Here is a 23,773-nt window from a genome sequence, read left to right as displayed (position 1 = left end):
TGAGGCAATTGATTTCTTGCAGGTCAGAGCGCTGCGGCGATCGCCTTGCCGCATTCGACGGTATTGGCCGCGCCGCCAAGATCGCGCGTGCGCAGCGAGGGCTCGGCCAAAACGGTCTCGATGGCCGATACAATCCCGGCAGCCGCTTCCGCATGCCCGAGATGATCGAGCATCATCGCCGCCGACCAGATCTGCCCGACCGGATTTGCGACCCCCTGCCCGGCAATATCCGGTGCCGAGCCATGGACCGGTTCGAACAGAGATGGAAAATTGCGATCCGGATTGATGTTGGCGCTCGGCGCGATGCCGATCGTTCCTGTGCAGGCCGGACCGAGATCGGAAAGAATGTCGCCGAAAAGGTTCGATGCGACGACCACATCGAACCAATCGGGGTGAAGCACGAACTGAGCCGTCAGGATGTCGATGTGATACTTGTCCCAGCGTACGTCGGGGAAGGCTTTCGCCATTTCCTCAACGCGCTCGTCCCAATAGGGCATGCTGATCGAGATGCCGTTCGACTTGGTCGCCGAGGTGAGGTGTTTGCGCTTGCCCTTGGCGGCAAGCTCGAATGCGAATTTCAGCACGCGATCGACGCCGATGCGCGTCATGACCGTTTCCTGCATAACCACTTCGCGCTCGGTGCCCGGGAAGATACGGCCGCCGATCGATGAATACTCGCCTTCGGTGTTCTCGCGCACGACCCAGAAATCGATATCGCCGGGACCACGGCCAACGAGCGGGCTCGGCACTCCGGGCATCAGGCGCACCGGCCGCAGATTGACGTACTGATCGAACTCGCGCCTGAACTGGAGAAGCGACCCCCACAGCGACACGTGATCGGGCACGCCGGCCGGCCAACCGACGGCGCCAAAGAAGATCGCGTCATGCGATCCGATCTTGTCCTTCCAGTCTTCCGGCAGCATCCGGCCGTGACGGGCATAGTAGTCGTAAGAGGCGAAATCGAACCAGTCGAACGACAGCCCGATGCCGAAGCGCGACGCGACCTTTTCCAGAACGCGCACGCCTTCGGGTACGACCTCCTTGCCGATCCCGTCGCCTGGGATGACCGCGATGCGAAAACTGTTGGATTGTATCATTTTGCTTTCCAGCTGATCGACGGGAATTGCTCAGGCCGCGGCCTCTTCGCGCTGCGCGTCCTTGCGGCGCGCAAGCTGAGCCGCGAGGCGGACTGCGTTTTCCAGTGCACCTGTCGATGCACTTCCCTTGCCAACGATGTCGAAGGCGGTTCCGTGCGCCGGCGTGGTGAACACGGTCTCCAGCCCGGCCGTGACGGTCACGCCGCGGTTGAACCCGCGCAGCTTGGTCGCGATCTGCCCCTGGTCGTGGTACATGGCGACGACGCTGTCATACTCGCCCGCGAAGGCCTTGATGTAGATGGTGTCGGCGGGGAAAGGCCCCTTGCAATCGATGCCGGTTGCCGCCGCGGCCTTGACCGCCGGTCCGATCAGGTCGATTTCCTCACGGCCAAACAGCCCGTTTTCGCCGGCATGAGGGTTAAGGGCCGCAACGGCGATGCGCGGTTTGTCCATACCGGCACGCTGCATGGTGCGGTTAACCAGTTCGATCGCCTCGATGATGCTGTCATGGGTGATCTGATCGAGAGCCGTGCGAAGCGACACATGCGAGGTGACGCGCGACATCCATTGGCCGTCGAGCACGTTCATCTCGGAGAAATAGCCTTTGTGTCCCAACAGATGAGCAAACATCTTGTGCTCGTCGGGAAATTTCCATCCGCCGGCATGGAGCGCTGCCTTGTTCAGCGGCGCGAAGGTGATGCCATCGACATCGCCTTTCATCGCCAGCCGCACCGCCTCGGCCAAGGTGTCCCCCGTCAGCTTGCCCGACTCCGGTGAGACCACGCCGCGCGGCAAGGCCGCGGGGTCGATGTTGCCGAGGTCGATAAGAGGTATTTCGGCTGCATTCCAGTCGATGGATGCAACATCCGGGACGGTCTTGAGCGAAAGCGCTACGCCGGCGTCGCCGGCGCCCATCTCCAGGACACGCCGGTCGCCAAGAACGACAATGCGCGCCACGTCGGAGAGCCTACCGTCCGACAGCACGCGAGCAACGAGCTCAGGGCCGATACCGGTCATATCACCAAGCAGCAAGGCCAGGCGAGGCAGGGGTGAAGCGGTCCTGCGCGAGGATTTATCTGGATTTTCCATGGACATGCCCCCTTCGGCTCGACGGTGGTGAGGCCACCCGATATCGGCCGCGCAAGGCTGGCTTCGTGACCGCTTTCAAGCCATGTTGCGCCGCATCCAAGAAAAGTCAACTGAAAATTGTTGACAGTATTCAATTTGAGGGCGAGGCTAAGGATGACCTTATCTGGAGAGCACCATGGACAGCCAACACGCCTCGGAAGCCGCCGCCGCATCCTCTATGCCGCCCTTGGAAAGCAAGCATGGAAGCCTGATGGAGGGGTTCTCCTACAGGAGGATCAAGACCAGGGGCGCCGAGATCAATGTCGCCGTCGCGGGATCAGGCCCACCATTGCTGCTTGTTCACGGCAACCCGTTGACGCATGTCAGCTGGCATCGCATCGCACCTTCCCTGTCAAAATCCTTCACGGTGGTCGCCATCGACCTGCGCGGCTATGGAGACAGTTCGAAACCCGACGGCGGTGCGGACCATGCCGCCTACAGCTTCCGCGCCATGGGCGAAGACGCCTTTGATGTGATGAGCGCGCTTGGCTTTGAAAAGTTCGCGCTTGCTGGCCATGACCGCGGTGCCCGCGTCGGGTTTCGGATGGTGCTTGATCAGCCCGACAGGATCACCCGTTTCTGCGCACTGGATATCATCCCGACCTACCATCTCCTGACCAACGTCACCCTTGGATGGGGGCTGGAGAGCTATCATTGGTTCTTCATGGCGCAGAAGGCGCCCTTCCCGGAGAAGCTGATCTGTGCCGACCTCGACTACTACATCAACTACAAGCTCAACAAGAAAGGCGTGGGCCTGGAGATATTCACGCCGGAAGCCTTCAAGGAGTATGCCCGCTGCACCACGCCTGAGCAGATCCACGCCGTGTGCGAGGACTACCGCGCGACCGTGACGCTCGACCTCGCCATGGACACAGCCGATTTCGGCAAGAAGACGATCCAGTGCCCGGTCATGGTGATCTGGGGCAGCAACAGCCATGTTGGCCGTCACCTGACGCCTATTGAAGCTTGGACGCCCTGGGCGCCGGACCTCAGGGGCTGGGCCATTCCGACAGGTCACTATCCAGCCGAGCACCGGCCTGATCTGGTCTATGAGAGTTTCTGGACCTTCTTCAACGGCGTTGAGCCGACCCCATATCGCTCCTGATACGGCACCTTGGCCTTCTTGCGTCAGAGCTTCTGCTCTGACGCCCTTCTGAAGGGCGTTTCTCCTCCACGCGATTCCACGTCCCAATCTTCGCAAGTCCGGCTTGTGATCCGGAGCATCAAGAAAATCCATCCCATGTCGCCAGGCGGCGTGCTGTGTGAGACTTTGCTCTCGATCAATGAATGCCCAATCTGGTTTGGTTATGCTGTCAGGACGTCAATTGAACGGTTCGCTTCGACAAGAATGTTCGAACGTTCGGGGCGAGAATGACCATCGGTTCGGCCAAGCGAAGTGGGGAGCCCTTCTAGTTCTTCCGACGAATTGACAGTGTGACGATTGAAAGCGGAAAAGCGGGCGCAATGACAGCTTAACCCTGTCTTGCAGTTGACCTGATCCAGGGCCTGAAAGGGAGAGTTGAGGTTTGGGAGGATAAGCATGGGCGAGGATCTATCCAGTCATCATGCCGACCGCATTCAGGCCGCGATCGCTTCGGACGCCGCAGCGAGGTCCGCTCTGGTTGCCTCCTGGCGACGGTCTTCCAATTTGCATCGGCTCGATCCGACCGATTGCAGTCCCCCACGGTATCTTACAGAGGCGGAATTCGGAGAGGCCCGGCAACGCAGCGAGCCGCTCGTCCGTGCTGCCCAATCGAGTCTGGACCGGCTCTATCTTGCCGTGGGTGGCGTCGGGTGTTGCGTCCTTCTCGCCGACCGCGACGGCGTGCCGGTCGAACGGCGCGGCGCCCCAGTGGATGACGACACGTTTCATTCCTGGGGCTTGTGGACTGGCTCCGTCTGGAACGAACAGTGCCAGGGTACCAATGGGATCGGCACCTGCCTGGTAGAACAGCGCGCACTAACAATCCATCGCGACCAGCATTTTCATACGCGCAACACGGGGCTCAGTTGTACCACCGCTCCCATCTACGATCACCAGGGGGATCTTGTGGCTGCGCTCGACGTGTCTTCCTGCCGGGCCGATCTGACCGAAGCCTTCGCCAACCTTATCTCGGTGGCCGTGGTCGACGCGGTGCGTCGGATCGAGGCGGAGAACTTCAGGATGGCATTCCCAAAGGCCCGAATTCTGCTGGCGCCGGTGACCGACAGAGGTTCGGGCGCGCTGATCGCGGTTGATGCGGACGACCTTGTGGTCGGCGCGACCCGTTCGGCTCGCCTGGCGCTTGGAATTACGCAACAGTGTCTCGACAGGCCGATGCCCGCCGCAGATCTGCTTGGTTGGGGCGAGAGCGGGCCCGAAGTCCTCGCCGAGGCTGAGCGCGGCGTGCTGCAGCGGGCGCTGGCGCGAGCAGACGGAAATATCACGGCTGCGGCCCAGGCGCTGGGTATCAGCCGGGCGACGCTGCACCGCAAGCTCAACCGCCTGGATGTCCATAGGCCTCACTGACCTTCCGAATCCTCAAATGACTGTCGCAATTCTGCGACACATGCCGCCCGCCCGCTGTCCTCGGCACGGTGACAATAGCGGCGGAAATCGCAAGTCTCCGTTCCCAAGCGTCGCATTCCGCGGCGTCAGCTCTGGGAGGAAGACACATGAACAAGGTAGAATTCTCACGCACGGTCAAGGCGCCCTTCGACAAGCGTTACGGCAATTTCATCGGCGGCAAATGGGCCGAGCCGCGCTCCGGCCGCTACTTCGAAAACCACTCGCCCGTGAACGGCCAGCTGCTGTGCGAGGTGGCGCGCTCGGATGCGCAGGACATCGAGGCCGCGCTGGACGCCGCGCACGCCGCCAAGGACGCCTGGGGGCGCACCAGCGTCGCCGAGCGCTCGCTTATCCTCAACCGCATCGCTGATCGCATGGAGGAAAACCTCGATCTCCTCGCATGCGCCGAAACCTGGGACAACGGCAAGCCGATCCGTGAAACGACCGCCGCCGACCTGCCGCTCGCCATCGACCATTTCCGCTATTTCGCGGGCGCCGTGCGCGGCCAGGAAGGCAGCCTTTCCCAGATCGACGACGATACCGTCGCCTATCATTTCCACGAGCCGCTCGGCGTGGTCGGCCAGATCATCCCGTGGAACTTCCCGCTGCTGATGGCGTGCTGGAAACTTGCTCCCGCGCTTGCAGCTGGAAACTGCGTCGTGCTGAAGCCTGCCGAGCAGACACCGGCTGCCATCCTGCTCTGGGCCGATCTTGTCGGCGATCTGCTGCCGCCAGGCGTGCTCAACATCGTCAACGGTTTCGGCCTCGAGGCCGGCAAGCCGCTCGCATCCTCGCCGCGCATTGCCAAGATAGCCTTTACCGGCGAGACCACGACGGGCCGGCTGATCATGCAATATGCCAGCCAGAACCTGATCCCCGTCACGCTGGAACTGGGCGGCAAGTCGCCCAACATCTTCTTCAAGGATGTTGTCGCCGAGGACGATGACTTCTTCGACAAGGCGATCGAAGGCTTCGTCATGTTCGCGCTGAACCAGGGCGAGGTCTGCACCTGCCCAAGCCGTGCGCTCATCCATGAATCGATCTACGACACCTTCATGGAACGCGCCCTCAAGCGCGTCGAGGCGATCGTGCAGGGCGATCCACTTGATCCGGCGACGATGATCGGTGCCCAAGCCTCGTCCGAGCAGCTGGAAAAAATCCTGTCCTATATCGACATAGGCCGCCAGGAAGGCGCCGACGTGCTGACCGGCGGGTCGCGTAACGTCCTGCCCGGCGATCTGGCGGGTGGCTATTACGTCAAACCGACGGTGTTCAAGGGCCATAACAAGATGCGCATCTTCCAGGAGGAGATTTTCGGACCGGTGGTTTCGGTCACGACCTTCAAGGACGACGATGAAGCGCTGGCGATAGCCAACGATACGCTCTATGGCCTCGGCGCCGGCGTCTGGACGCGTGACGGCAACCGCGCCTATCGCTTCGGCCGTGCGATCCAGGCCGGCCGCGTCTGGACCAACTGTTACCACGCCTATCCCGCGCATGCCGCCTTCGGCGGCTACAAGCAGTCCGGCATCGGCCGCGAGACCCATAAGATGATGCTCGACCACTACCAGCAGACCAAGAACATGCTGGTCAGCTATAGCCCAAAGAAGCTCGGCTTCTTCTGATCCTCTGTTTGGCTCACAGCGCGGCTCCGCGAGGGGCCGCGCCCCCATTCTGAATCCGGAAAAAGACCATGCATGCGAAGGTCACGGCGACGCCGGCAGCCCTTGAACTGATCGCGGAGATCGTTGCCGAGCATGGACCGGTGCTGTTCCACCAATCCGGCGGCTGCTGCGACGGTTCTTCGCCTATGTGTTATCCGCGTGCCGGTTTCATCGTCGGCGACCGTGATGTGCTGCTCGGCCACATCGAAGACGCGCCCTTCTACATCGGGGCTTCGCAATTCGAGGCCTGGAAGCATACCGATCTCATTATCGACGTAGTGCCTGGTCGCGGCGGCATGTTCTCGCTGGACAACGGACGGGAGAAGCGGTTCCTGACGCGGTCGACGATCTGCGCCGTTCGTAGGTGATGAGGGTGCAATCGGCTGGTTCCTCTTTGTCCCAGCGCAACGAGCATCCCGGAAATCAGATGCAGCATGTCCGCTTCCAAGCGTGGGCAAGCGGCATGAAACACAAATTCAGCGACGATGCGACGATGGACGAAATCATGCACCGGTCGCCGGCGGCCATCCGGGTGGTGCTCCAGCACGGCATGCTTTGTGTCGGCTGCCCGATTGCTTCGTTCCATACCGTTTCCGACGCGGCACGCGAGCACGATCTGAACGAGGAACAACTCGGCTCCGATTTGCGGGCCGCGATCGAAAGCACCAACCCTGACTAACTTTTCTCGGCGCGGCCTTCCGCGATCAGAAGGAGCCGGTGAGGTTCGACCACGGTCACCCTCTGGCGTCCACTTTTGACCAATCCCTGGTCTTCCCAGGCCGAGAGCAACCGGCTCACCGTATGGAGCGTTGTTCCCGTCATCTCGGCAATGTCCTGACGAGAGATCGGGAAGTCGATCAGGATTCCTTCCTCTGTCTTCCTGCCAGCCTGCTTGACCAGCTTGAGCATCGCATGGGCGACGCGCTGTTCCACCTGTTCTGTGGCCATCTCGATGACGCGCGTATGAGCGTCCTGCAGCCTGGTGCCCACGGCCTTGTAGGTGTTGGCACTGAAGCTCGGGAAATTTGCTGCGAAGGTCGGCCATAGATGGCTTGCCCAGGCAAGAACCACGCAATCGACGGCTGCGATCGCATTTGCCGGATAGGTGGTGCGGCCAAGCGCGTGGGCGATGCCCATCAACTCGCCTGGACTTATGTACCGCACAGTCACCTCGTGACCGTCCGGAGTTGATTTCACGACGCGCACGTGTCCGTCGAGCAGCAGGAAAAAGGAATGTGCATCCTGCTCCTGCTCGAACACCGGCTGGTCCTTGGCGATCCGGAGCGACCTGGCCTGGCCGACGATGCGGTCGAGATCCGTGGCGGCGACGCCCTCAAAGACAGAAAGCCCTGCAATCAGCGAGCGATCGAGGCTAGCCAACTCTGTCCCTCCCGAATTTGACCGCGGCCAATACATCCAAGCCGGTCTGCCGAAGAGTGTTCTCACGGCGACTGATGCGGGGCAAGGGGCGCATGCTTTGGCTCTCGTCCACGCGTCACGCCAAACGAGAAGCTCCAAGGATGTTTTTGCTCACGAGTTTGCGCCAGCGCAAATCGCCAAGCCGCCTGGCGGCGTAGAAGAAGGCGACGGTTGAAGCCGTGACGAACTCAAGAAAAGGATTTCCAAATGAAACTGCCACTGATCGCCGCGGCCATCGCCCTGCTCTCCGTCGCCGGTGCCGCGAATGCCGAAGACCACGTCGTGCAGATGCTGAACAAGGGCGAGAAAGGTTCGATGGTCTTCCAGCCCGCCTTTGTTCGGGCAGTGCCCGGAGACACGATCAAATTTGTGCCGACCGACAAATCCCACAATGCCGAGAGCATCAAAGGAATGATCCCGGACGGTGCTGAAGCTTTCAGAGGGAAGCCCAGCGAAGAAGTAATCGTGACACTCACCAAGGAGGGCCTCTATGGCGTCAAGTGTGCTCCACATTACGGCATGGGCATGGTTGCGCTGATCGTGGTCGGCAAGCCCGCCAACCTGGAAGCGGCGCAGGCCGTCAAGCAGGTCGGCAAAGCCAAAACCGTATTTGCCGAACTGTTTGCCGAAGCGACCAAGACTGCTTCCAACTGAGCCTTTTCCAGGATGCCCTCCGGTTGGGGATCTTCCGGAGGCAGAGGCCGGACAGACCGAGGGGAGCGGTCTGGTCCGGCCTATTTCGTATGGGTCTCGATTGGCAGTCCGCGACACGATCTTTCTCATCCCCGGCGCTTGCCTTATCCAAGGTTGCTGATCTGGAGCTGGCAGTCAGTGAACCTCGGCCGGCCGGGCTCGGCTACTCGCCCCGTCAATCGAGCAACGCAACAAATGAAATTGGATTTGCGCCAGCGCAAAGACGTGGCCCGCGAGCAGACTATTCTTAGCGCATCAGATCGGTGAACAAAGGAGATGGAAATGCTTACGAGACGAGAAGCTTTGTTAGGTTCTGTCCTTACCGCGGCCGCAGCCGCGGCCGTTGTTGCAATGCCGGCTGCGGCAAGCGCAACGGAAGTTGCAAGTCTACCGCGCGAAAAGATCACCCTCGTCGCGCCGCCGTTCGTCCACGCCCATGACCAAGTGGCCAAGGGCGGTCCAAAGGTCGTCGAATTCACCATGACGATCGAGGAGAAGCCGATGATCATCGATGCCGACGGCACGCAGCTCAATGCAATGACCTACAACGGCTCGATTCCGGGCCCTCTGATGGTCGTGCATCAAGACGACTATATCGAACTGACGCTGATCAATCCCGAGACCAATACGCTTGCCCATAATATCGATTTCCACGCCGCCACCGGCGCGCTTGGCGGCGGCGGCCTGACCCTGGTCAATCCCGGCGAGCAGGTCACGCTGCGCTTCAAGGCCACGCGCACGGGGACCTTCGTCTACCACTGTGCGCCTGGCGGCGCGATGATCCCGTGGCATGTCGTGTCGGGGATGAGCGGAGCAGTGATGATACTGCCGCGCGACGGCCTCAAGGACGACAAGGGCAAGCCCGTTCGCTATGACCGCATTTTCTACATCGGCGAGAACGATTTCTACGTCCCCCGCGACGAGCAGGGGAAATTTAAGAAATACGAAACAGCCGGCGACAATTACGATGATACGGTCAAGGTCATGCGCGGGTTGATCCCCACCCATGTCGTGTTCAACGGCAAGGCGGGATCGCTGACTGGCGACAACGCGATGAAGGCGAAGGTCGGCGAAACGATATTGATCGTTCATTCGCAGGCCAATCGTGACACACGCCCGCACCTGATCGGCGGCCATGGCGACTTTGTCTGGGAACAGGGCAAGTTCGCCAACCCTCCGGCCAAGGACCTGGAGACCTGGTTCATCCGCGGCGGGTCGGCTGGGTCGGCGCTCTACACGTTCCGGCAGCCAGGCATCTACGCGTATGTGAACCACAATTTGATCGAGGCCGTGGAACTTGGTGCAACCGCGCACTTTGTCGTCGACGGAACCTGGGACGACGATCTGATGATGCAGGTCGAAGCACCCAAGCCGATCGCCTCGTAAACGGGAGATCCGATCTTCAGTGCAACCTTGCGGCTGAGCCAAAAGGTTGCACGTGCGGCCGGACTTGGTGCCATGCCCTTCGATCCTCTCTTCGCATTCGGAACAACTGCGGCTGCCGCCCTGATCGGCTTGGGCATAACCCATGTGCTCGACAGGGCTCCTTTGGATTTGCCGACACCGGTCGCCGTGAGCGAACTTGTGGTCCTGGGACCCGGCTCGTTCGATCACCCACAGCCCGGGGAATTCCTCAAGCAGAACCATCCCGTCGCAGCGCCTGTAGTGCAGGAAACCATCGATGCGCCGCTGGAAATCATGAAATACCAGGTAAGCGTGTCGGACTATGGACTTTGCGTGGCGGACGGTGCCTGCAAGCCCGCCGACTCGCGCAAGATCGGCAACGTGCCGGTCACCGGCGTTAGCTACATCGATGCTGAAGCCTATGCGACCTGGCTGTCAGCCCGCACAGGTGAGGCATGGCGGCTGCCCACGGATGTGGAGTGGGCTTACGCCGCCGGCGAGCGATTCAAAGGTGACATCGAGGGTGGCGAAAGCGACCCGAACAACCCGGCGCGACGGTGGCTGACACAGTATCGCCAGGAGGTTGCGCTCGGACGCAAACCTGATCCCGAACCGAGGGTTCAAGGGGCCTTCGGCACCAATTCAAAGGGATTGTCAGACCTTGCAGGCAACGTCTGGGAATGGACCGCGACATGTTATTCGCACGCCACGATAGGCAGCGACGGAAAGCGCACCGCGAGTTCGATCGACAATTGTGGAGTGCACGCCGTGGAGGGCTTCCACCGCACCTATATGTCGAACTTCATTCGGGACGGTAAGAGCGGCGGCTGCGCCGTAGGAACGCCGCCCGACAATCTGGGTTTCCGGCTTGTGCGCGACCGGACAGGTTTCTTTCAAACCACCATTCGCAGCTTGGGATTGACCTGACTGCAGCAGAATCAAGAGTGCACGAATGACTTCAAAACCCGCTCCGGTTGACCGGGCACGTCCTGTCGCGGAACAGGCTCTGAACCATAGCGGCGTTGATCGAACTTCGATCGGGAAACTGGTCCGCGAATTCTATGCAAAGGTCAGACAGGACGAGCGTCTCGGTCCGATTTTCGCGCGCGAAATCACCGAGGATTGGGAGCCCCATCTCGAGAAAATGACGGACTTCTGGTGTTCTGTCATCCTCAAGAGCGGCGACTATCACGGACGCCCGGTGCCGGCGCACCTCAAACTCAAGGATGTCACCGAGGCCGATTTCGATATCTGGCAGGCCCTCTTCGGCCAGACGTCGGCCGAACTCTTCGCCCCGGAAACGGCGGCGGTGTTTGTCGACAGAGCCGAGCGGATCGCGGCAAGCCTGAAACTGGCGATGTTCTTTCGCCTTGGTCCCGCCGCGCCAGGCGCACGCCAATAGGCGAACTTGGCGAAACCCGACCGATTGCTTCAAGGCCAGCGCCAGGTTTGATTTTACGCAAGGAAAGCGTCCCTCGGGGCTCCTAGTTTCCTCGAATGGCTCTCAACCTCTTCGTCGGCACGATCGTCATAAGCCTGACGGTCGCCATTCACACCTTTGGCCTCATTGCCGTCACCCGTACGATGGGACATCTGGTGGCGCGATTTCGCATGCATGGTCGTCGAAGCCGGGTCGTTGCAATGATCAGCGTGGTGATGGGCCTTTTTGCCGTCATGACGGCCGAGGTCTGGTTGTGGGCAGGCGTGTACCGCCTGCTCGGCGTCCTGCCCGACTTCGAGACCGCGCTGTACTTTTCAACCATTACCTTTTCGACCGTCGGCTATGGCGACGTGGTGCCGGCCCATGACTGGCGCGTGCTGGCGGCGCTGGAAGGCGTGAACGGCTTTCTTCTGCTCGGCTGGTCGACCGCCTACCTGATCGCGGCCGGAACGCGCATCGGCCCGTTCAGGGCTGGCGAGCACTTTTGACCGGGTGGACGCTCAGACCGCTACCGAATGCCTGGCCTTGCCGGCTTCAAGATATTTGTCGAACTTCGCCGCAATGCTTCTCACAAAGGGGCGACTTTCCGCCGGCACGACGAAGCTGTCGCCATCGAGTTCAAGCAACCGCGCAGGACCATCAAGAGCAGTGGAACTTGCCTTGAGCAGAAGCCTTTGGCCAGCATCGCCAAAGCGCTCCACCAGCTCGATCGCCGAGAAGGCGAAGTCGCACATCAGCCTCTCGATGATCCAGCCGCGAACGCGGTCGTCGTCGGAAAGTGCGATACCGCGGACAGCCGCCAGCCCACCGTCTGAGACCAAGCGCCCATACTCGGCGGTCGACGGCATGTTCTGCGCATAGCCTTGGCGAAATTGACTGATGGATGATGGGCCGAGGCCGATCAGTGTTTCGCAGCGATCCTCCGTGTAGCCTTGGAAATTGCGGCGCAAGCAGCCGGTTCGGGCCGCTACGGCCAACGCATCGTTGGGCTTGGCGAAATGGTCGAAGCCGACGGCTTCATATCCCGCGTTCAGTATAAGACAAGCGGCCAGTTGTGATTGAGCAAACCGCTCCGCCGGACCCGGCAACCATGCCTCGTCGATCATCGTCTGATGCTTCTTGAACCAGGGCACATGCGCGTAGCCGAACAATGCCATCCGGTCCGGTTCCAGGGTCAACGCCTGCGCGACGGTGGAGGACACGCTCTCTCTGGTCTGGTGCGGCAGGCCGTAGAGCAGGTCCAGATTGACCGATTCGACACCGCGTGTGCGAACGCCGTCGACGACCGCTTTGGTCTGCAAAAAGCTCTGCTCGCGGTTAATTGCCTTTTGCACCTTCGGGTCAAAATCCTGGACGCCGAGGCTCGCCCGGGTCATGCCGATCTCGGCAAGCGCATCGAGGCGGGCGTCATCCATATCATTGGGATCGATTTCGACGCTGATCTTGGCGTCCGGAAGAAAATCGAAGCCGGCCCGCAATGCTTTCCCCAGTTCCACCATGTCCTCGGGCTTCAGCATCGTCGGAGAGCCGCCACCGAAGTGGACGGCGCGCACGCCGGCCTTGCCACCGACAATGCGGGCGATAGTGGCGATCTCGGCATGCAAAGAGCGGAGATAGGCCGCTACGGGGTCATAGTGACGTGTCTGCTTGGTGTGGCAGGCGCAGAACCAGCAGAGCCTGTCGCAGTAGGGAATATGCAGATAGAGCGAAATCTCATCGCCATTCCCGAGCGCCTCCAGCCAGCCTCGACAGACAGTGGCATCGACCCCCGGATGGAAATGCGGCGCGGTCGGGTAGCTCGTGTAGCGCGGCACGTTCTCGCCAAGCCTGGCAGCTAGTTCCGGTCGCACGTCGCCATCCCTTGTGTTTGCATGGCTAGGAAAATGGCCGCGACGGGACGCCAATGCCTTGATTTCGGTCAAAGCCCTTGCACCGGACAAACTGCCACAAGGCCTTTTCGATGGGCCGATGCTATTTTGCCGATACTCTGGATCCTCGGACGATCGTGATGACAGTGCGTGAGGATATTCATAGCGCCGGCATTCCTGTGCTTTGCCAATCATGCGAGGCAAGGCATCGCGGCGTTTGCGGTGCCCTCGACCCCGACCAATTGGTTGGGCTCGCCAAGACCTCGTCAAGGCACAGTGTCGAGCCGGACAGCGAACTGATCGGCGACGCCGAAACCGTCAACAGCTATTCGAACGTGCTTTCCGGGGTGGTGAAGCTGACGAAGAGCCTTTCGGACGGACGCCAGCAGATCGTCGGCCTCCAGTTCGCGCCGGACTTTCTGGGACGACCTTTCAAGGTGGAAAGCGAGATCAACGCGGAAGCGGCGACCGCTGTCTCCCTTTGCTCGTTTCCGAAGACGGCGATCGAACGGATGATGAAGGAGTCGCCGGAGCTCGAGCGTCGCCTGCTCAAGCAAACACTGAACGAACTCGACGAGGCGCGCGACTGGATGGTGACGCTGGGACGCAAGACCGCTGCGGAAAAAGTGGCGAGCTTTCTGCTGATGATTGCCAGAAACATCGATCCCACGCTCGATCCAGCCACCAACGCGACGAGCTTCGACCTGCCGCTCACGCGCGCCGACATCGCCGACTTCCTCGGCCTGACAATCGAAACGGTGAGCCGCCAATTGACCCGGCTGCGGACAGACGGCGTGATCCGGATCGACAACAACCGGCATGTGACGGTGGACAGCCTCACACGGTTGGCGAGCCGCTCTGGCGCCTAGAGCCGGATGATTTCAGGTCGAATCGACCTGAAATCTGAATCCGCTCCTAAATCAAAGCGATAGAGCATGGTTTCGACCGAAATCCGCCTCACACTTTTCGGCATCATGCTCTAGTCCCGGTCGACGATCCCGATCATCGGCAGGACGTGCTCACGTTCAAACGCGATGTGCCGGCGCAAGTTCTCGAACAGGCCGCGCAACATGAAGCCGATGGTTTCGGGGTTCTCGACTGTCTCACCATGACCGATGGCCAATAATATTTCGGTCACCTCACCGGCAAAGCATTCGTCTTCCACATGTTCGGCCCGCAATCGCCGCGTTGATGCAAGGTTCGCACCGCCGCCGGTCAAAGCGGCATCGTAGGCGGGAAAGATGACCGTCTCTTCGTATCGATGAATGTTGCGCAGCAACGGAACGATCGCGTTGGCCGTGCCGAGACATTTCAGACGATCGACGCTGGGCAAGGCGTCTGCAATTCTCTCCAGGGCATCGCAGAGCTGCAGCTTTTCCCTGTGCGCGCGCTTCATCACCGCGGCCGGGACCGCTTCTCTGCAGGATCGATCGGCTGGTGCGGGATTTTCATCGCCTGCTCCGAACAGCGACGTTCCCGATCCTTTCGTCTGGCTCAACGGCAGCCCCCCGGGTTGGTTTGCAAGACCACGCTGCCCAATCCGAAAGCGCTGAGCTTTGACATGGATCAAGGCGGTGACAACGCGGCTGAGGAATTGGTGTCCAGGCGGATTGGCGTCCGCGCATCGGAATCCGAGGTCGGGGACATGTCATGAAATTCGGCACACAAATCTTCGCTTTGGCCCTTTTTACATTTGCGGCTCTGGTGGCCGCTGGCTTCGGTGTGGACGAGCCCTTCCGGCAGCACATGTGGGTGCTGTTTTTTGTGCTGCTCGGTTTTGTCGCCGTCCTCATCCGCAACACGAGCTTTGAAGCTGCCGCTCCCATCGACGCATCCGCTTACATGGATGGGCCAGTCCGTTACGGCGCCATCGCCACTATGTTCTGGGGCGTCGTCGGCATGCTGGTCGGCGTGGTCATCGCGCTGCAGCTCGCGTACCCCGATCTCAACATCCAGCCCTGGTTCAATTTCGGCCGTTTGCGGCCGCTGCATACGTCGGGCGTGGTCTTCGCTTTCGGCGGCAACGCGCTGCTTTGCACGTCTCTGTATGTCGTACAGCGCACCTGCCGCGCGAGGCTATTCGGCGGCGATCTCGCCTGGTTCGTGTTCTGGGGCTACCAACTCTTCATCGTCATGGCCGCGACCGGCTATCTGCTCGGCATCACCGAGAGCCGCGAATACGCCGAACCCGAATGGTATGTGGACATCTGGCTGACCATCGTCTGGGTCGCCTATCTCGTCCTGTTCCTCGGCACGATCCTGAAGCGCAAGGAACCGCATATCTACGTCGCCAACTGGTTTTACCTGTCCTTCATCGTGACCATCGCGATGCTGCATGTGGTCAACAACCTGTCGATGCCGGCCTCCTTCCTGGGCTCCAAGAGCTATTCCGCCTTTTCCGGGGTGCAGGACGCGCTGACGCAGTGGTGGTACGGCCACAACGCCGTTGGCTTCTTCCTGACCGCCGGGTTCCTCGGCATGATGTATTACTTCGTGCCCAAGCAGGCGAACCGGCCGGTCTACTCCTACCGGCTGTCGATCATCCATTTCTGGGCGATCATCTTCCTCTACATCTGGGCCGGTCCGCATCATCTGCACTATACCGCCCTGCCCGACTGGGCGCAGACGCTCGGCATGGTGTTCTCGATCATGCTGTGGATGCCGTCATGGGGCGGCATGATCAACGGGCTGATGACGCTGTCGGGCGCCTGGGACAAGCTCCGCACCGATCCGATCATCCGCATGATGGTGATGGCCATCGCCTTCTACGGCATGTCGACCTTCGAGGGGCCGATGATGTCGATCAAGACGGTCAACTCGCTGTCGCACTATACCGACTGGACCATCGGCCACGTCCATTCCGGTGCGCTCGGCTGGGTCGGCATGATCTCGTTCGGCGCGATCTACTACATGGTGCCGAAGCTCTGGAACCGTGAACGTCTCTATTCGCTGCGGCTGGTCACCTGGCACTTCTGGCTGGCGACGCTCGGCATCGTCGTCTACGCGGCGGTGATGTGGGTGTCCGGCATCATGCAGGGCCTGATGTGGCGCGAATACGACGAGCAAGGCTTCCTGGTCTACTCCTTCGCCGAAACCGTCGCAGCCATGCACCCCTATTACGTCATGCGCGCCATCGGCGGGGCCATGTACCTCTCCGGTGCCCTGATCATGGCCTGGAACATCACCATGACCATCCTCGGATACCAGCGCGCGGAAGAGCCGATGCCGGGCTCCGCACCCTCCCTGCAGCCTGCCGAATAAGGAGCCAGCGAATGAGCCTGATGGACAGACATGCAGTCATCGAGAAGAACGCCACGCTTCTTCTCGTTGGCTCCCTTCTTGTGGTGACCGTAGGCGGCATCGTCGAGATCGCGCCGCTCTTCTATCTCGACAACACGATCGAGAAGGTGGAGGGCATGAGGCCTTACTCGCCGCTCGAACTTGCGGGACGCAACATCTATGTGCGCGAGGGCTGCTACCTCTGCCATAGCCAGATGATCAGACCTTTCCGTGACGAGGTCGAGCGCTACGGCCATTACAGCCTGGCGGCAGAGTCGATGTACGATCATCCTTTCCAATGGGGATCGAAGCGCACCGGACCGGACCTCGCCCGGGTTGGCGACCGTTACTCGAATTTATGGCACGTCGAGCACCTTGCCGATCCACGTTCGGTCGTCCCGGAATCGATCATGCCGAGCTACGCGTTCCTCAAAGACGCGCCGATAAACGTGAAGGACTTCTCGACGCATCTGGTCGCCAACAGGCGGGTCGGCGTCCCGTACAGCGATGACATGATCGCTCACGCCAATGCCGATCTGATGGCGCAGGCCGATCCCAACGCCGACACATCCGGACTCGAAGCCCGCTATCCCAAAGCCAAGATCGGCGACTTCGACGGCAACCCGCAACAGGTGACCGAAATGGATGCTCTCGTTGCCTATCTGCAGATGCTCGGCACGCTGGTCGATTTCAAGAACTATGACGAAGCCGCCGGCTACCGCTGAGGAGTCTTATCCATGGATTACAATTTGATGCGAGAGTTTGCCGACAGCTGGGGTCTGGTCGCCATGGCGCTGTTCTTTGTCGGCGCAATCGCCTTCGCGCTCCGCCCCGGCAGCCGCAAGCTGGCCGACGAAGCCGCCCGGATTCCCCTTGAGGACGAGTGATCATGAGCGACGAGCACATCGACGAAATCTCTGGCGTCTCGACCACCGGCCACGAGTGGGATGGCATCCGGGAACTGAACAACCCGCTTCCGCGCTGGTGGGTAGTCACGTTTTACGTCACCATCGTCTGGGCGATCGGCTACACCATCGCCTATCCGGCATGGCCTCTGCTGCACTCGGCAACCAAGGGCGTGCTTGGCTATTCCAGCCGCAACGAGGTCAAGAACGAACTGACCGCTGCTGAAGCCGCCAAGGGCAAGTATGTTGCGGCGGTGGAGTCCAAGAGCGTTTCTGAGATTGCCGCGGACGACACCTTGCGCGAGTTCGCGGTCGCTGCCGGTGGCGCCGCATTCAAGGTCAATTGCGTGCAGTGTCATGGCTCCGGCGCCCAGGGCTCCAGAGGCTTTCCCAATCTCAACGACGACGATTGGCTCTGGGGCGGCAAGGCCGAGCAGATCCAGCAGACGATCACGCACGGCATCCGCTTCGCGTCCGATCCGGATACGCGCCTGTCGGAAATGCCTGCCTTTGGCGACATCGTCACGCCCGACCAGATCGCTCAGGTGAGCGCCTACGTGGCCAGCCTTTCCGGCAAAGTCCAGGACGCAAGCCTGATCGCGCCCGGCGCCAAGGTCTTTGCCGAAAATTGCGTGTCCTGTCACGGCGACAACGCAAAAGGCAACAAGGAACTCGGGGCTCCAGATCTGACCGACGCAATATGGCTCTATGGCTCCGGCGAAACAGCCATCGCCGCTCAGGTTCGCGCGCCGAAGCAGGGGGTAATGCCAGCCTGGGGCGCACGCCTGGGCGAAACCAAGGTCAAGGAACTGGCGGTCTACGTTCACTCGCTTGGCGGCGGAGAATAGGAAGCGGGGGCCTATTCTCATCCCTTCACCGCCCGAGCGACGAGGCCCGGCATGTCCGGGCCTCGGTTTGTTTCGGCAACCCGGTTTGACTTGCATCAACGCGCGTGGCGCTGCCCTGCGGCAAGACTTCCCTACGCAGGCGCCCAGGCATGGGCAGATTGCCGCCCGCGCGACTGGAGATACCGGTGCTGGACAATACGCAGGTAGAACGGCTCGAAGCCGAGGCGGTCAACTCCGCCAAAGTGCGCCAGCCGATGTATGCCGCGCGCAAGAAGATCTTCCCCAAGCGGGCCTCGGGCAGCTTTCGCCAGTTCAAATGGCTGGTGATGGCGATCACGCTCGGCATCTACTATTTGACACCGTGGTTGCGATGGGATCGTGGTCCGTTTGCTCCGGACCAGGCCGTGCTGCTCGATCTCGCCAACCGCCGCTTCTACTTCTTCTTCATCGAGATCTGGCCGCAGGAATTCTACTATGTGGCCGGCCTGCTGGTCATGGCCGGCGTCGGTCTTTTCCTGGTCACATCCACGGTTGGCCGTGCCTGGTGCGGATATACATGCCCGCAGACCGTATGGGTCGATCTGTTTCTGGTCGTCGAGCGGGCCATCGAGGGCGACCGCAACGCGCGCATGAAGCTCGATGCCGGGCCGTGGACCGCCCGCAAGCTCGTGCTGCGGGTATCGAAGCACGCCATCTGGCTGGTCATCGGTGCGGCGACCGGCGGCGCCTGGATCTTCTATTTCGCCGATGCGCCGACGCTGGTCGGCGAGCTTTTCACCGGCACTGCGGCACCCGTCGCCTACATCACCGTCGCCGTGCTGACGGCGACGACCTATACGTTCGGCGGGCTGATGCGCGAGCAGGTTTGCACCTATATGTGCCCATGGCCGCGCATCCAGGCAGCCATGCTGGACGAAAGTTCGCTCACCGTCACCTACAATGACTGGCGCGGCGAACCGCGCTCGCGTCACGCCAAGAAGGTGCAAGCAGCAGGGCAGCCCGTTGGCGACTGCGTCGACTGCAATGCGTGCGTCGCGGTCTGCCCGATGGGGATCGACATTCGCGACGGCCAGCAGCTCGAATGCATCACCTGCGCGCTTTGCATCGACGCCTGCGACGGCGTCATGGACAAGCTCGGCAAGGAGCGCGGGCTGATCTCTTACGCAACGCTCTCCGACTACAACGCCAACATGATGCTGGCGACCGCGGGCGGCTCCGGTTCAGTCAATCCGTCGCTGGTCAGGACCGCTGATGGCCTGTTCTCCGACAAGGTGGCCCATTTCCATATTCGCAAGATCTTTCGCCCACGCACCTATGTCTACATGGGTTTGTGGTCGCTGATCGGCCTGGGCCTGCTCTATTCGCTGCTGACGCGCGACAGGCTCGAAGTCAACGTGCTGCATGACCGCAATCCGCAATTCGTCACGCTGTCCGACGGTTCGATCCGCAACGGCTACACGGTCAAGCTGCTCAACATGATCCCCGAGCCACGGACGATCGTCGTCACCATGCAAGGCTTGCCAGGGGCTGAAATGAGCGTGGTCGGCGACGACATCCCGGCAGGCCGTTCCTTCGCCATTCCGGTCGAACCCGACCGCCTGAAGATGCTGAAAGTCTTCGTGCGCCAGCCGGTCGATCAGATCCGCGGCATAGCGCAGACCTTCAAGTTCCGTGTCGAGGACAAGGCGAGTTTCGAGGCGGACGAATACACCGCCACTTTCAACGCGCCGGAGACCGCCAGATGAGCGCGAATACGCAGAAATCCCGCGAATTCACCGGCAGGCACATGTTGGCCATCATCCTTGCCTTTTTCGGAGTGGTGATCGCGGTCAATCTGACCATGGCGACGCTCGCCAACACGAGCTGGACCGGCCTTGTCGTCGAAAACACTTATGTGGCGAGCCAGCAATTCAACAAGCAGGCCGAGGAGGGTCGCGCGCAGGCAGCGCTCGGCTGGACCGGCAAGCTGACCATCGCATGGGGCGAAGTTCGCTACGGGCTCACCGACTCCGCCGGCAAGCCTGTTCCCTTGCATGGCGTCAAGGTGCTGTTTCGCCATCCCGCCTACGAGAAAGAGGACAAGGCCGTCACGCTCACGCTCGCCTCCGGCCAGGAGTTTGCCGCGCAGCACATGCCGAAGGACGGCGTCTGGATCGTCGAGATCGACGCCGATGCCGGACTGGCGAAACCCTATCGCGACGTCCGCAGGATCATGATTTCCCATGGAGCGCTGCAATGAGCTGTTGTGCGGCGGGCGCTGAAATGGCGCTGGATGTCTCGATCACCACATCGGTCCTACCATCTAGCGAGGAGATCAGGCTGGCGAGCCGATCGCTTGGCGATGACCTTCGCCAGACCGATCTTTCCGTGCCGACGGTTCATTGCGCAGCCTGCATCCAGATGATCGAGACGGCGTTGGGAAAACTCGAGCGCGTCGAGGGCGCTCGTGTCAACCTGTCGACGAAACGGGTCTCGGTCCGGTGGCGTGGGGACGAGGTTCCACCGTTCGTCGCCGCGATTGGACGGCTCGGCTACCAGGCGCATCTCTTCGCTCCCGAGGCCGACGCCAAGGACAGGACGCTTTCGGAGTTGATCCGCGCCGTCGCGGTTGCCGGGTTCGCGGCGGGCAACATCATGCTGCTTTCGGTCTCTGTCTGGTCAGGTGCTGAAGGTGCAACCCGCGACCTTTTCCACTGGGTTTCGGCGCTTATCGCCATCCCTGCCCTCGCCTTCGCCGGCGGCATCTTCTTCCGCTCGGCCTGGAATGCGTTGCGCCACGGCCGCATGAACATGGACGTGCCTATCGCGGTCGGGGTGTCGCTCGCCTACGCCATGAGCCTCTATGAGACGATCAACCATGGCGATCACGCCTATTTCGATGCGGCGGTGTCGCTGCTGTTCTTCCTGTTGATCGGCCGTACGCTGGATCATGTCATGCGGGAACGTGCCCGGACCGCCGTGAAAGGCCTGTCGCAGCTGGCGGCGCGTGGCGCCATGGTCCTGCGCAGCGATGGCGCACGCGATTACCTGCCGGTTGGCGAGATCGAACCAGGCATGTTGCTGCTGATCGCAGCCGGCGAAAGGATACCCGTCGACGGCAAGATCGTTCAGGGGGCGTCGGATCTCGACCGCTCGCTGGTTTCCGGCGAGAGCACGCCGAAAACCGTGGCGTCGGGGGAACGGGTTCAGGCCGGTACGCTCAATCTCACCGGCTCGCTGACGATCGAGGCGACAGCCGCCGCGAAGGATTCGTTCCTGGCGGAAATGGTTCGCCTGATGGAGGCCGCCGAGGGCGGCCGGGCGCATTATCGCCGGATCGCCGACCGCGTTTCGGCGCTCTATGCCCCTGTGGTTCACCTGACCGCCTTCGTGACGTTCCTTGGCTGGATGGCGGCAACCGGCGACTGGCATAGGGCGATCACCATCGCCATTGCTGTTCTCATCATCACATGCCCGTGCGCGCTCGGCCTCGCCGTGCCGATCGTTCAGGTGGTCGCCGCGCGGCGCCTGTTCGAGAACGGCATCATGGTCAAGGACGGTTCGGCCATGGAGCGCCTGGCGACGATCGATACAGCGGTGTTCGACAAGACCGGAACGCTCACGCTTGGACAGCCCCGGCTCGTCAATGCGTCGTCGATCGATCCAGCCATGCTGGCAATCGCCGCAGACATGGCCGTACATTCGCGTCATCCGTTTTCGAAGGCCATCGCCGGATTTGCCTCTCCTGGCAGGCAACAAAAATTCGATGCCGTCACCGAGCATCCCGGGTTTGGGATCGAAGCTGCCGACGCGGGAGCTATCTGGCGGCTGGGCCGACGCGGATGGGCCGGATGGAAGGCCCGGACCGGCGGCGAAGGCAAGCATGGCTATGGCGGAACGGTCCTGACGAAAGACGGCATCATCGTCGCCACCTTCGATTTCGAGGATGCGCTGCGTGCCGACGCCAGGGCGGCAGTCGAGCGATTGAACGATGTCGGGGTGTCGGTGCAAATGCTGTCTGGCGATACTGCAGGCGCCTGCGCCGAAGTCTCGAAAATTCTGGGTGTCGGCGACTTCGTTGCGTGCCTGCTGCCGTCCGGCAAGGTAGAATGCATCGAGACCCTGGCGAAAGACGGACACAAGGTCCTGATGGTTGGCGACGGCCTCAACGACACGCCTGCGCTGAGCGCAGCGCATGTCTCGATCGCACCGGCCACCGCAGCCGACATTGGCCGCAACGCGGCGGACTTCGTATTCCTGCGCGAAAGCCTTCTGGCCGTGCCTCTCGCACTGGACGTCTCGCGGAAAGCCGGGCGGCTGATACGCCAGAACATCGCCATCGCGATCGTCTACAATGCCGTCGCCGTGCCGATCGCGATCCTGGGACAGGTCACGCCATTGATTGCGGCGATCGCCATGTCCGCCTCCTCGCTGCTGGTTATTGGCAACGCGCTACGGCTGCAGGGCTTTGGGCCGCACGCACCAGCAAGAAGCACCGCGGCCGACAGGCGCGCCGACTTTGGTGCACTGGCACGATCCTCATGACGACGCTCGTCTACCTCATACCTGTGGCTTTGTTCCTCGGCGCGCTCGGGCTGGCCGGCTTCCTGTGGGCCTTGAGGAGCGGTCAATACGAGGACCTCGACGGTGCGGCGGAACGGATACTCATCGACCGGGACGACAAGTCAAATTGACGTCCTCGACGCCGGAGATGACGCAGATCAAGGCATGCCTCACACAAGGCCCCGATAATGATGCGATAGATATTGGAGGAGGCAGACATGCAAGCCGAAGCCATAATGACCGCTCCGGTCATCGGAATAGAACCAACAGCATCGATCTCCGATGCAGCAGGGTTGATGCTCTCCAAGAAGTTCAGTGGCCTTCCCGTCATTCGAAGCGACGGCACGCTGGTGGGCATTGTCAGCGAGGGCGATTTCCTGCGCCGGGGAGAACTCGGCACCAACCGCAAACGCTCACGCTGGCTGGAGTTTCTTGTGAGCCCCGGAAGAGCCGCGGACGAATACGTTCAAGCCAACGGACGCCGTATCGAGGAGGTGATGACGACGGATGTCGTCACGGCATCGCCGGGCGTATCGCTGCCCGAGATCGTCGAGCTCATGACGTGCCATCGCGTGAAACGCATTCCGGTTGTCGACGATGGGAAAGTCGTTGGCATCATCACCCGTTCCGACATCCTGCGCGCGCTGCTCACCGTCCTGTCGGTGGCCCCTTCGGCAGCCAGGGACGACGAACGGATCCGCCAGGACATCATCGCCGAGCTTGCGACGCAGAAATGGGCCGGCAAGGGCATGATCGACGTGACCGTGGACAACGGGGTGGTGGAGCTGAGCGGCGCCATCTTCGACGAACGCGAGCGTCAGGCGGCCATTGTCGCCGCCGAAAACATCGCCGGCGTAAAGGCAGTGAAGGATGGGCTTTTCTGCCCGGGGCCGCTGTCGGTCGTGCTCGTCTCTTAGAGCGGTTGATCGTTTCACGG

25 protein-coding genes are annotated in these 23,773 nt (G+C 61.4%); 20 read left to right on the top strand and 5 right to left on the bottom strand.

Annotation, left to right across the window (positions count from 1 at the left end):
• Positions 1-23: 23 nt before the first annotated feature.
• Both AC1DZU_RS22395 and AC1DZU_RS22390 read right to left on the bottom strand, forming a co-directional pair.
• Positions 24-1,097, bottom strand: coding sequence for a tartrate dehydrogenase (locus AC1DZU_RS22395; RefSeq protein ID WP_477288420.1), 1,074 nt, complete (start codon positions 1,095-1,097; stop codon positions 24-26).
• Positions 1,098-1,127: 30 nt separating this feature from the next.
• On the bottom strand, positions 1,128-2,186 hold the full coding sequence (locus tag AC1DZU_RS22390; protein WP_477288418.1) for a PdxA family dehydrogenase: 1,059 nt from the start codon (positions 2,184-2,186) through the stop codon (positions 1,128-1,130).
• Between the two features lie 175 nt (positions 2,187-2,361).
• Here AC1DZU_RS22390 and AC1DZU_RS22385 point away from each other — a divergent pair, with 175 nt between their 5' ends.
• From AC1DZU_RS22385 to AC1DZU_RS22365, 5 genes are all read left to right on the top strand, one after another.
• Positions 2,362-3,330: an alpha/beta fold hydrolase gene (locus AC1DZU_RS22385; protein ID WP_477288416.1), complete on the top strand. Its 969-nt coding sequence runs from the start codon at positions 2,362-2,364 to the stop codon at positions 3,328-3,330.
• A gap of 435 nt (positions 3,331-3,765) precedes the next feature.
• A complete protein-coding gene (locus AC1DZU_RS22380; RefSeq protein WP_477288414.1) occupies positions 3,766-4,734 on the top strand; it encodes a helix-turn-helix domain-containing protein in 969 nt (322 codons plus the stop codon).
• A gap of 146 nt (positions 4,735-4,880) precedes the next feature.
• Positions 4,881-6,398, top strand: a complete 1,518-nt coding sequence (adh, locus tag AC1DZU_RS22375) for an aldehyde dehydrogenase (RefSeq protein ID WP_477288412.1) — start codon at positions 4,881-4,883, stop codon at positions 6,396-6,398.
• A gap of 68 nt (positions 6,399-6,466) precedes the next feature.
• A complete protein-coding gene (locus AC1DZU_RS22370; RefSeq protein ID WP_477288410.1) occupies positions 6,467-6,805 on the top strand; it encodes a DUF779 domain-containing protein in 339 nt (112 codons plus the stop codon).
• Between the two features lie 59 nt (positions 6,806-6,864).
• Entirely contained in the window at positions 6,865-7,116 is a 252-nt protein-coding gene (locus tag AC1DZU_RS22365; protein ID WP_477288408.1) for a DUF1858 domain-containing protein, read from the top strand.
• Here AC1DZU_RS22365 and AC1DZU_RS22360 read toward each other — a convergent pair.
• Complete coding sequence (locus AC1DZU_RS22360; protein WP_477288406.1) at positions 7,113-7,817, bottom strand: Crp/Fnr family transcriptional regulator; 705 nt, start codon at positions 7,815-7,817, stop codon at positions 7,113-7,115. The two genes, AC1DZU_RS22365 and AC1DZU_RS22360, sit on opposite strands and share 4 nt — an antisense overlap.
• A gap of 246 nt (positions 7,818-8,063) precedes the next feature.
• Here AC1DZU_RS22360 and AC1DZU_RS22355 point away from each other — a divergent pair, with 246 nt between their 5' ends.
• The 5 genes from AC1DZU_RS22355 to AC1DZU_RS22335 all read left to right on the top strand — a co-directional run bounded on the left by AC1DZU_RS22355 (position 8,064) and on the right by AC1DZU_RS22335 (position 11,882).
• A complete protein-coding gene (locus AC1DZU_RS22355) occupies positions 8,064-8,510 on the top strand; it encodes a pseudoazurin (RefSeq protein ID WP_477288404.1) in 447 nt (148 codons plus the stop codon).
• Positions 8,511-8,831: 321 nt separating this feature from the next.
• Positions 8,832-9,935 (top strand): copper-containing nitrite reductase, encoded by a 1,104-nt coding sequence (nirK, locus tag AC1DZU_RS22350; RefSeq protein WP_477288402.1) that lies wholly within the window; start codon positions 8,832-8,834, stop codon positions 9,933-9,935.
• A 72-nt stretch (positions 9,936-10,007) separates the two neighbouring features.
• Positions 10,008-10,880, top strand: coding sequence for an SUMF1/EgtB/PvdO family nonheme iron enzyme (locus tag AC1DZU_RS22345; protein ID WP_477288400.1), 873 nt, complete (start codon positions 10,008-10,010; stop codon positions 10,878-10,880).
• Between the two features lie 25 nt (positions 10,881-10,905).
• Positions 10,906-11,355 (top strand): group III truncated hemoglobin, encoded by a 450-nt coding sequence (locus AC1DZU_RS22340; RefSeq protein ID WP_477288398.1) that lies wholly within the window; start codon positions 10,906-10,908, stop codon positions 11,353-11,355.
• A 95-nt stretch (positions 11,356-11,450) separates the two neighbouring features.
• Positions 11,451-11,882 carry a potassium channel family protein gene (locus tag AC1DZU_RS22335; protein ID WP_477288396.1) on the top strand — a complete coding sequence of 144 codons (432 nt, stop codon included), beginning with the start codon at positions 11,451-11,453 and terminating at the stop codon, positions 11,880-11,882.
• Between the two features lie 12 nt (positions 11,883-11,894).
• On the opposite strand, the gene hemN is transcribed toward AC1DZU_RS22335, so the two are convergent.
• Entirely contained in the window at positions 11,895-13,244 is a 1,350-nt protein-coding gene (gene hemN, locus AC1DZU_RS22330; protein ID WP_477288394.1) for an oxygen-independent coproporphyrinogen III oxidase, read from the bottom strand.
• 158 nt (positions 13,245-13,402) lie between these two features.
• On the opposite strand from hemN, the gene AC1DZU_RS22325 reads away from it, so the two are divergent.
• On the top strand, positions 13,403-14,131 hold the full coding sequence (locus AC1DZU_RS22325; protein WP_477288392.1) for a Crp/Fnr family transcriptional regulator: 729 nt from the start codon (positions 13,403-13,405) through the stop codon (positions 14,129-14,131).
• A 110-nt stretch (positions 14,132-14,241) separates the two neighbouring features.
• Here the strand turns inward: AC1DZU_RS22325 and AC1DZU_RS22320 are convergent, their stop codons facing one another.
• Positions 14,242-14,658, bottom strand: a complete 417-nt coding sequence (locus AC1DZU_RS22320; RefSeq protein ID WP_477288469.1) for a hemerythrin domain-containing protein — start codon at positions 14,656-14,658, stop codon at positions 14,242-14,244.
• Positions 14,659-14,912: 254 nt separating this feature from the next.
• On the opposite strand from AC1DZU_RS22320, the gene ccoN reads away from it, so the two are divergent.
• The 9 genes from ccoN to AC1DZU_RS22275 all read left to right on the top strand — a co-directional run bounded on the left by ccoN (position 14,913) and on the right by AC1DZU_RS22275 (position 23,753).
• On the top strand, positions 14,913-16,523 hold the full coding sequence (gene ccoN, locus AC1DZU_RS22315) for a cytochrome-c oxidase, cbb3-type subunit I (RefSeq protein ID WP_477225703.1): 1,611 nt from the start codon (positions 14,913-14,915) through the stop codon (positions 16,521-16,523).
• Between the two features lie 11 nt (positions 16,524-16,534).
• Positions 16,535-17,266, top strand: a complete 732-nt coding sequence (ccoO, locus tag AC1DZU_RS22310; protein WP_477288390.1) for a cytochrome-c oxidase, cbb3-type subunit II — start codon at positions 16,535-16,537, stop codon at positions 17,264-17,266.
• Between the two features lie 12 nt (positions 17,267-17,278).
• On the top strand, positions 17,279-17,428 hold the full coding sequence (locus AC1DZU_RS22305) for a CcoQ/FixQ family Cbb3-type cytochrome c oxidase assembly chaperone (protein ID WP_023759205.1): 150 nt from the start codon (positions 17,279-17,281) through the stop codon (positions 17,426-17,428).
• 2 nt (positions 17,429-17,430) lie between these two features.
• Positions 17,431-18,294, top strand: coding sequence for a cytochrome-c oxidase, cbb3-type subunit III (ccoP, locus tag AC1DZU_RS22300; RefSeq protein ID WP_477288388.1), 864 nt, complete (start codon positions 17,431-17,433; stop codon positions 18,292-18,294).
• A gap of 149 nt (positions 18,295-18,443) precedes the next feature.
• Entirely contained in the window at positions 18,444-20,039 is a 1,596-nt protein-coding gene (gene ccoG / locus AC1DZU_RS22295) for a cytochrome c oxidase accessory protein CcoG (RefSeq protein ID WP_477288386.1), read from the top strand.
• The gene (locus AC1DZU_RS22290) at positions 20,036-20,533 is read left to right on the top strand and encodes a FixH family protein (protein ID WP_477288384.1); all 498 of its coding nucleotides are present in this window, start codon (positions 20,036-20,038) and stop codon (positions 20,531-20,533) included. The genes ccoG and AC1DZU_RS22290 overlap by 4 nt, the downstream gene beginning before the upstream one ends.
• The gene (locus tag AC1DZU_RS22285) at positions 20,530-22,818 is read left to right on the top strand and encodes a cation-translocating P-type ATPase (RefSeq protein ID WP_477288382.1); all 2,289 of its coding nucleotides are present in this window, start codon (positions 20,530-20,532) and stop codon (positions 22,816-22,818) included. Before AC1DZU_RS22290 ends, AC1DZU_RS22285 begins: the two co-directional genes overlap by 4 nt.
• The gene (gene ccoS, locus AC1DZU_RS22280) at positions 22,815-22,967 is read left to right on the top strand and encodes a cbb3-type cytochrome oxidase assembly protein CcoS (RefSeq protein WP_457153287.1); all 153 of its coding nucleotides are present in this window, start codon (positions 22,815-22,817) and stop codon (positions 22,965-22,967) included. The genes AC1DZU_RS22285 and ccoS overlap by 4 nt, the downstream gene beginning before the upstream one ends.
• A gap of 87 nt (positions 22,968-23,054) precedes the next feature.
• Positions 23,055-23,753: a CBS domain-containing protein gene (locus AC1DZU_RS22275; RefSeq protein WP_477288380.1), complete on the top strand. Its 699-nt coding sequence runs from the start codon at positions 23,055-23,057 to the stop codon at positions 23,751-23,753.
• The last annotated feature ends 20 nt before the right edge of the window (positions 23,754-23,773 follow it).

Source organism: Mesorhizobium sp. P2_A12, assembly GCF_056405075.1.
The sequence above is the reverse complement of the archived record's forward strand: the minus strand, read 5'-3'. Positions and strand labels throughout refer to the sequence as shown.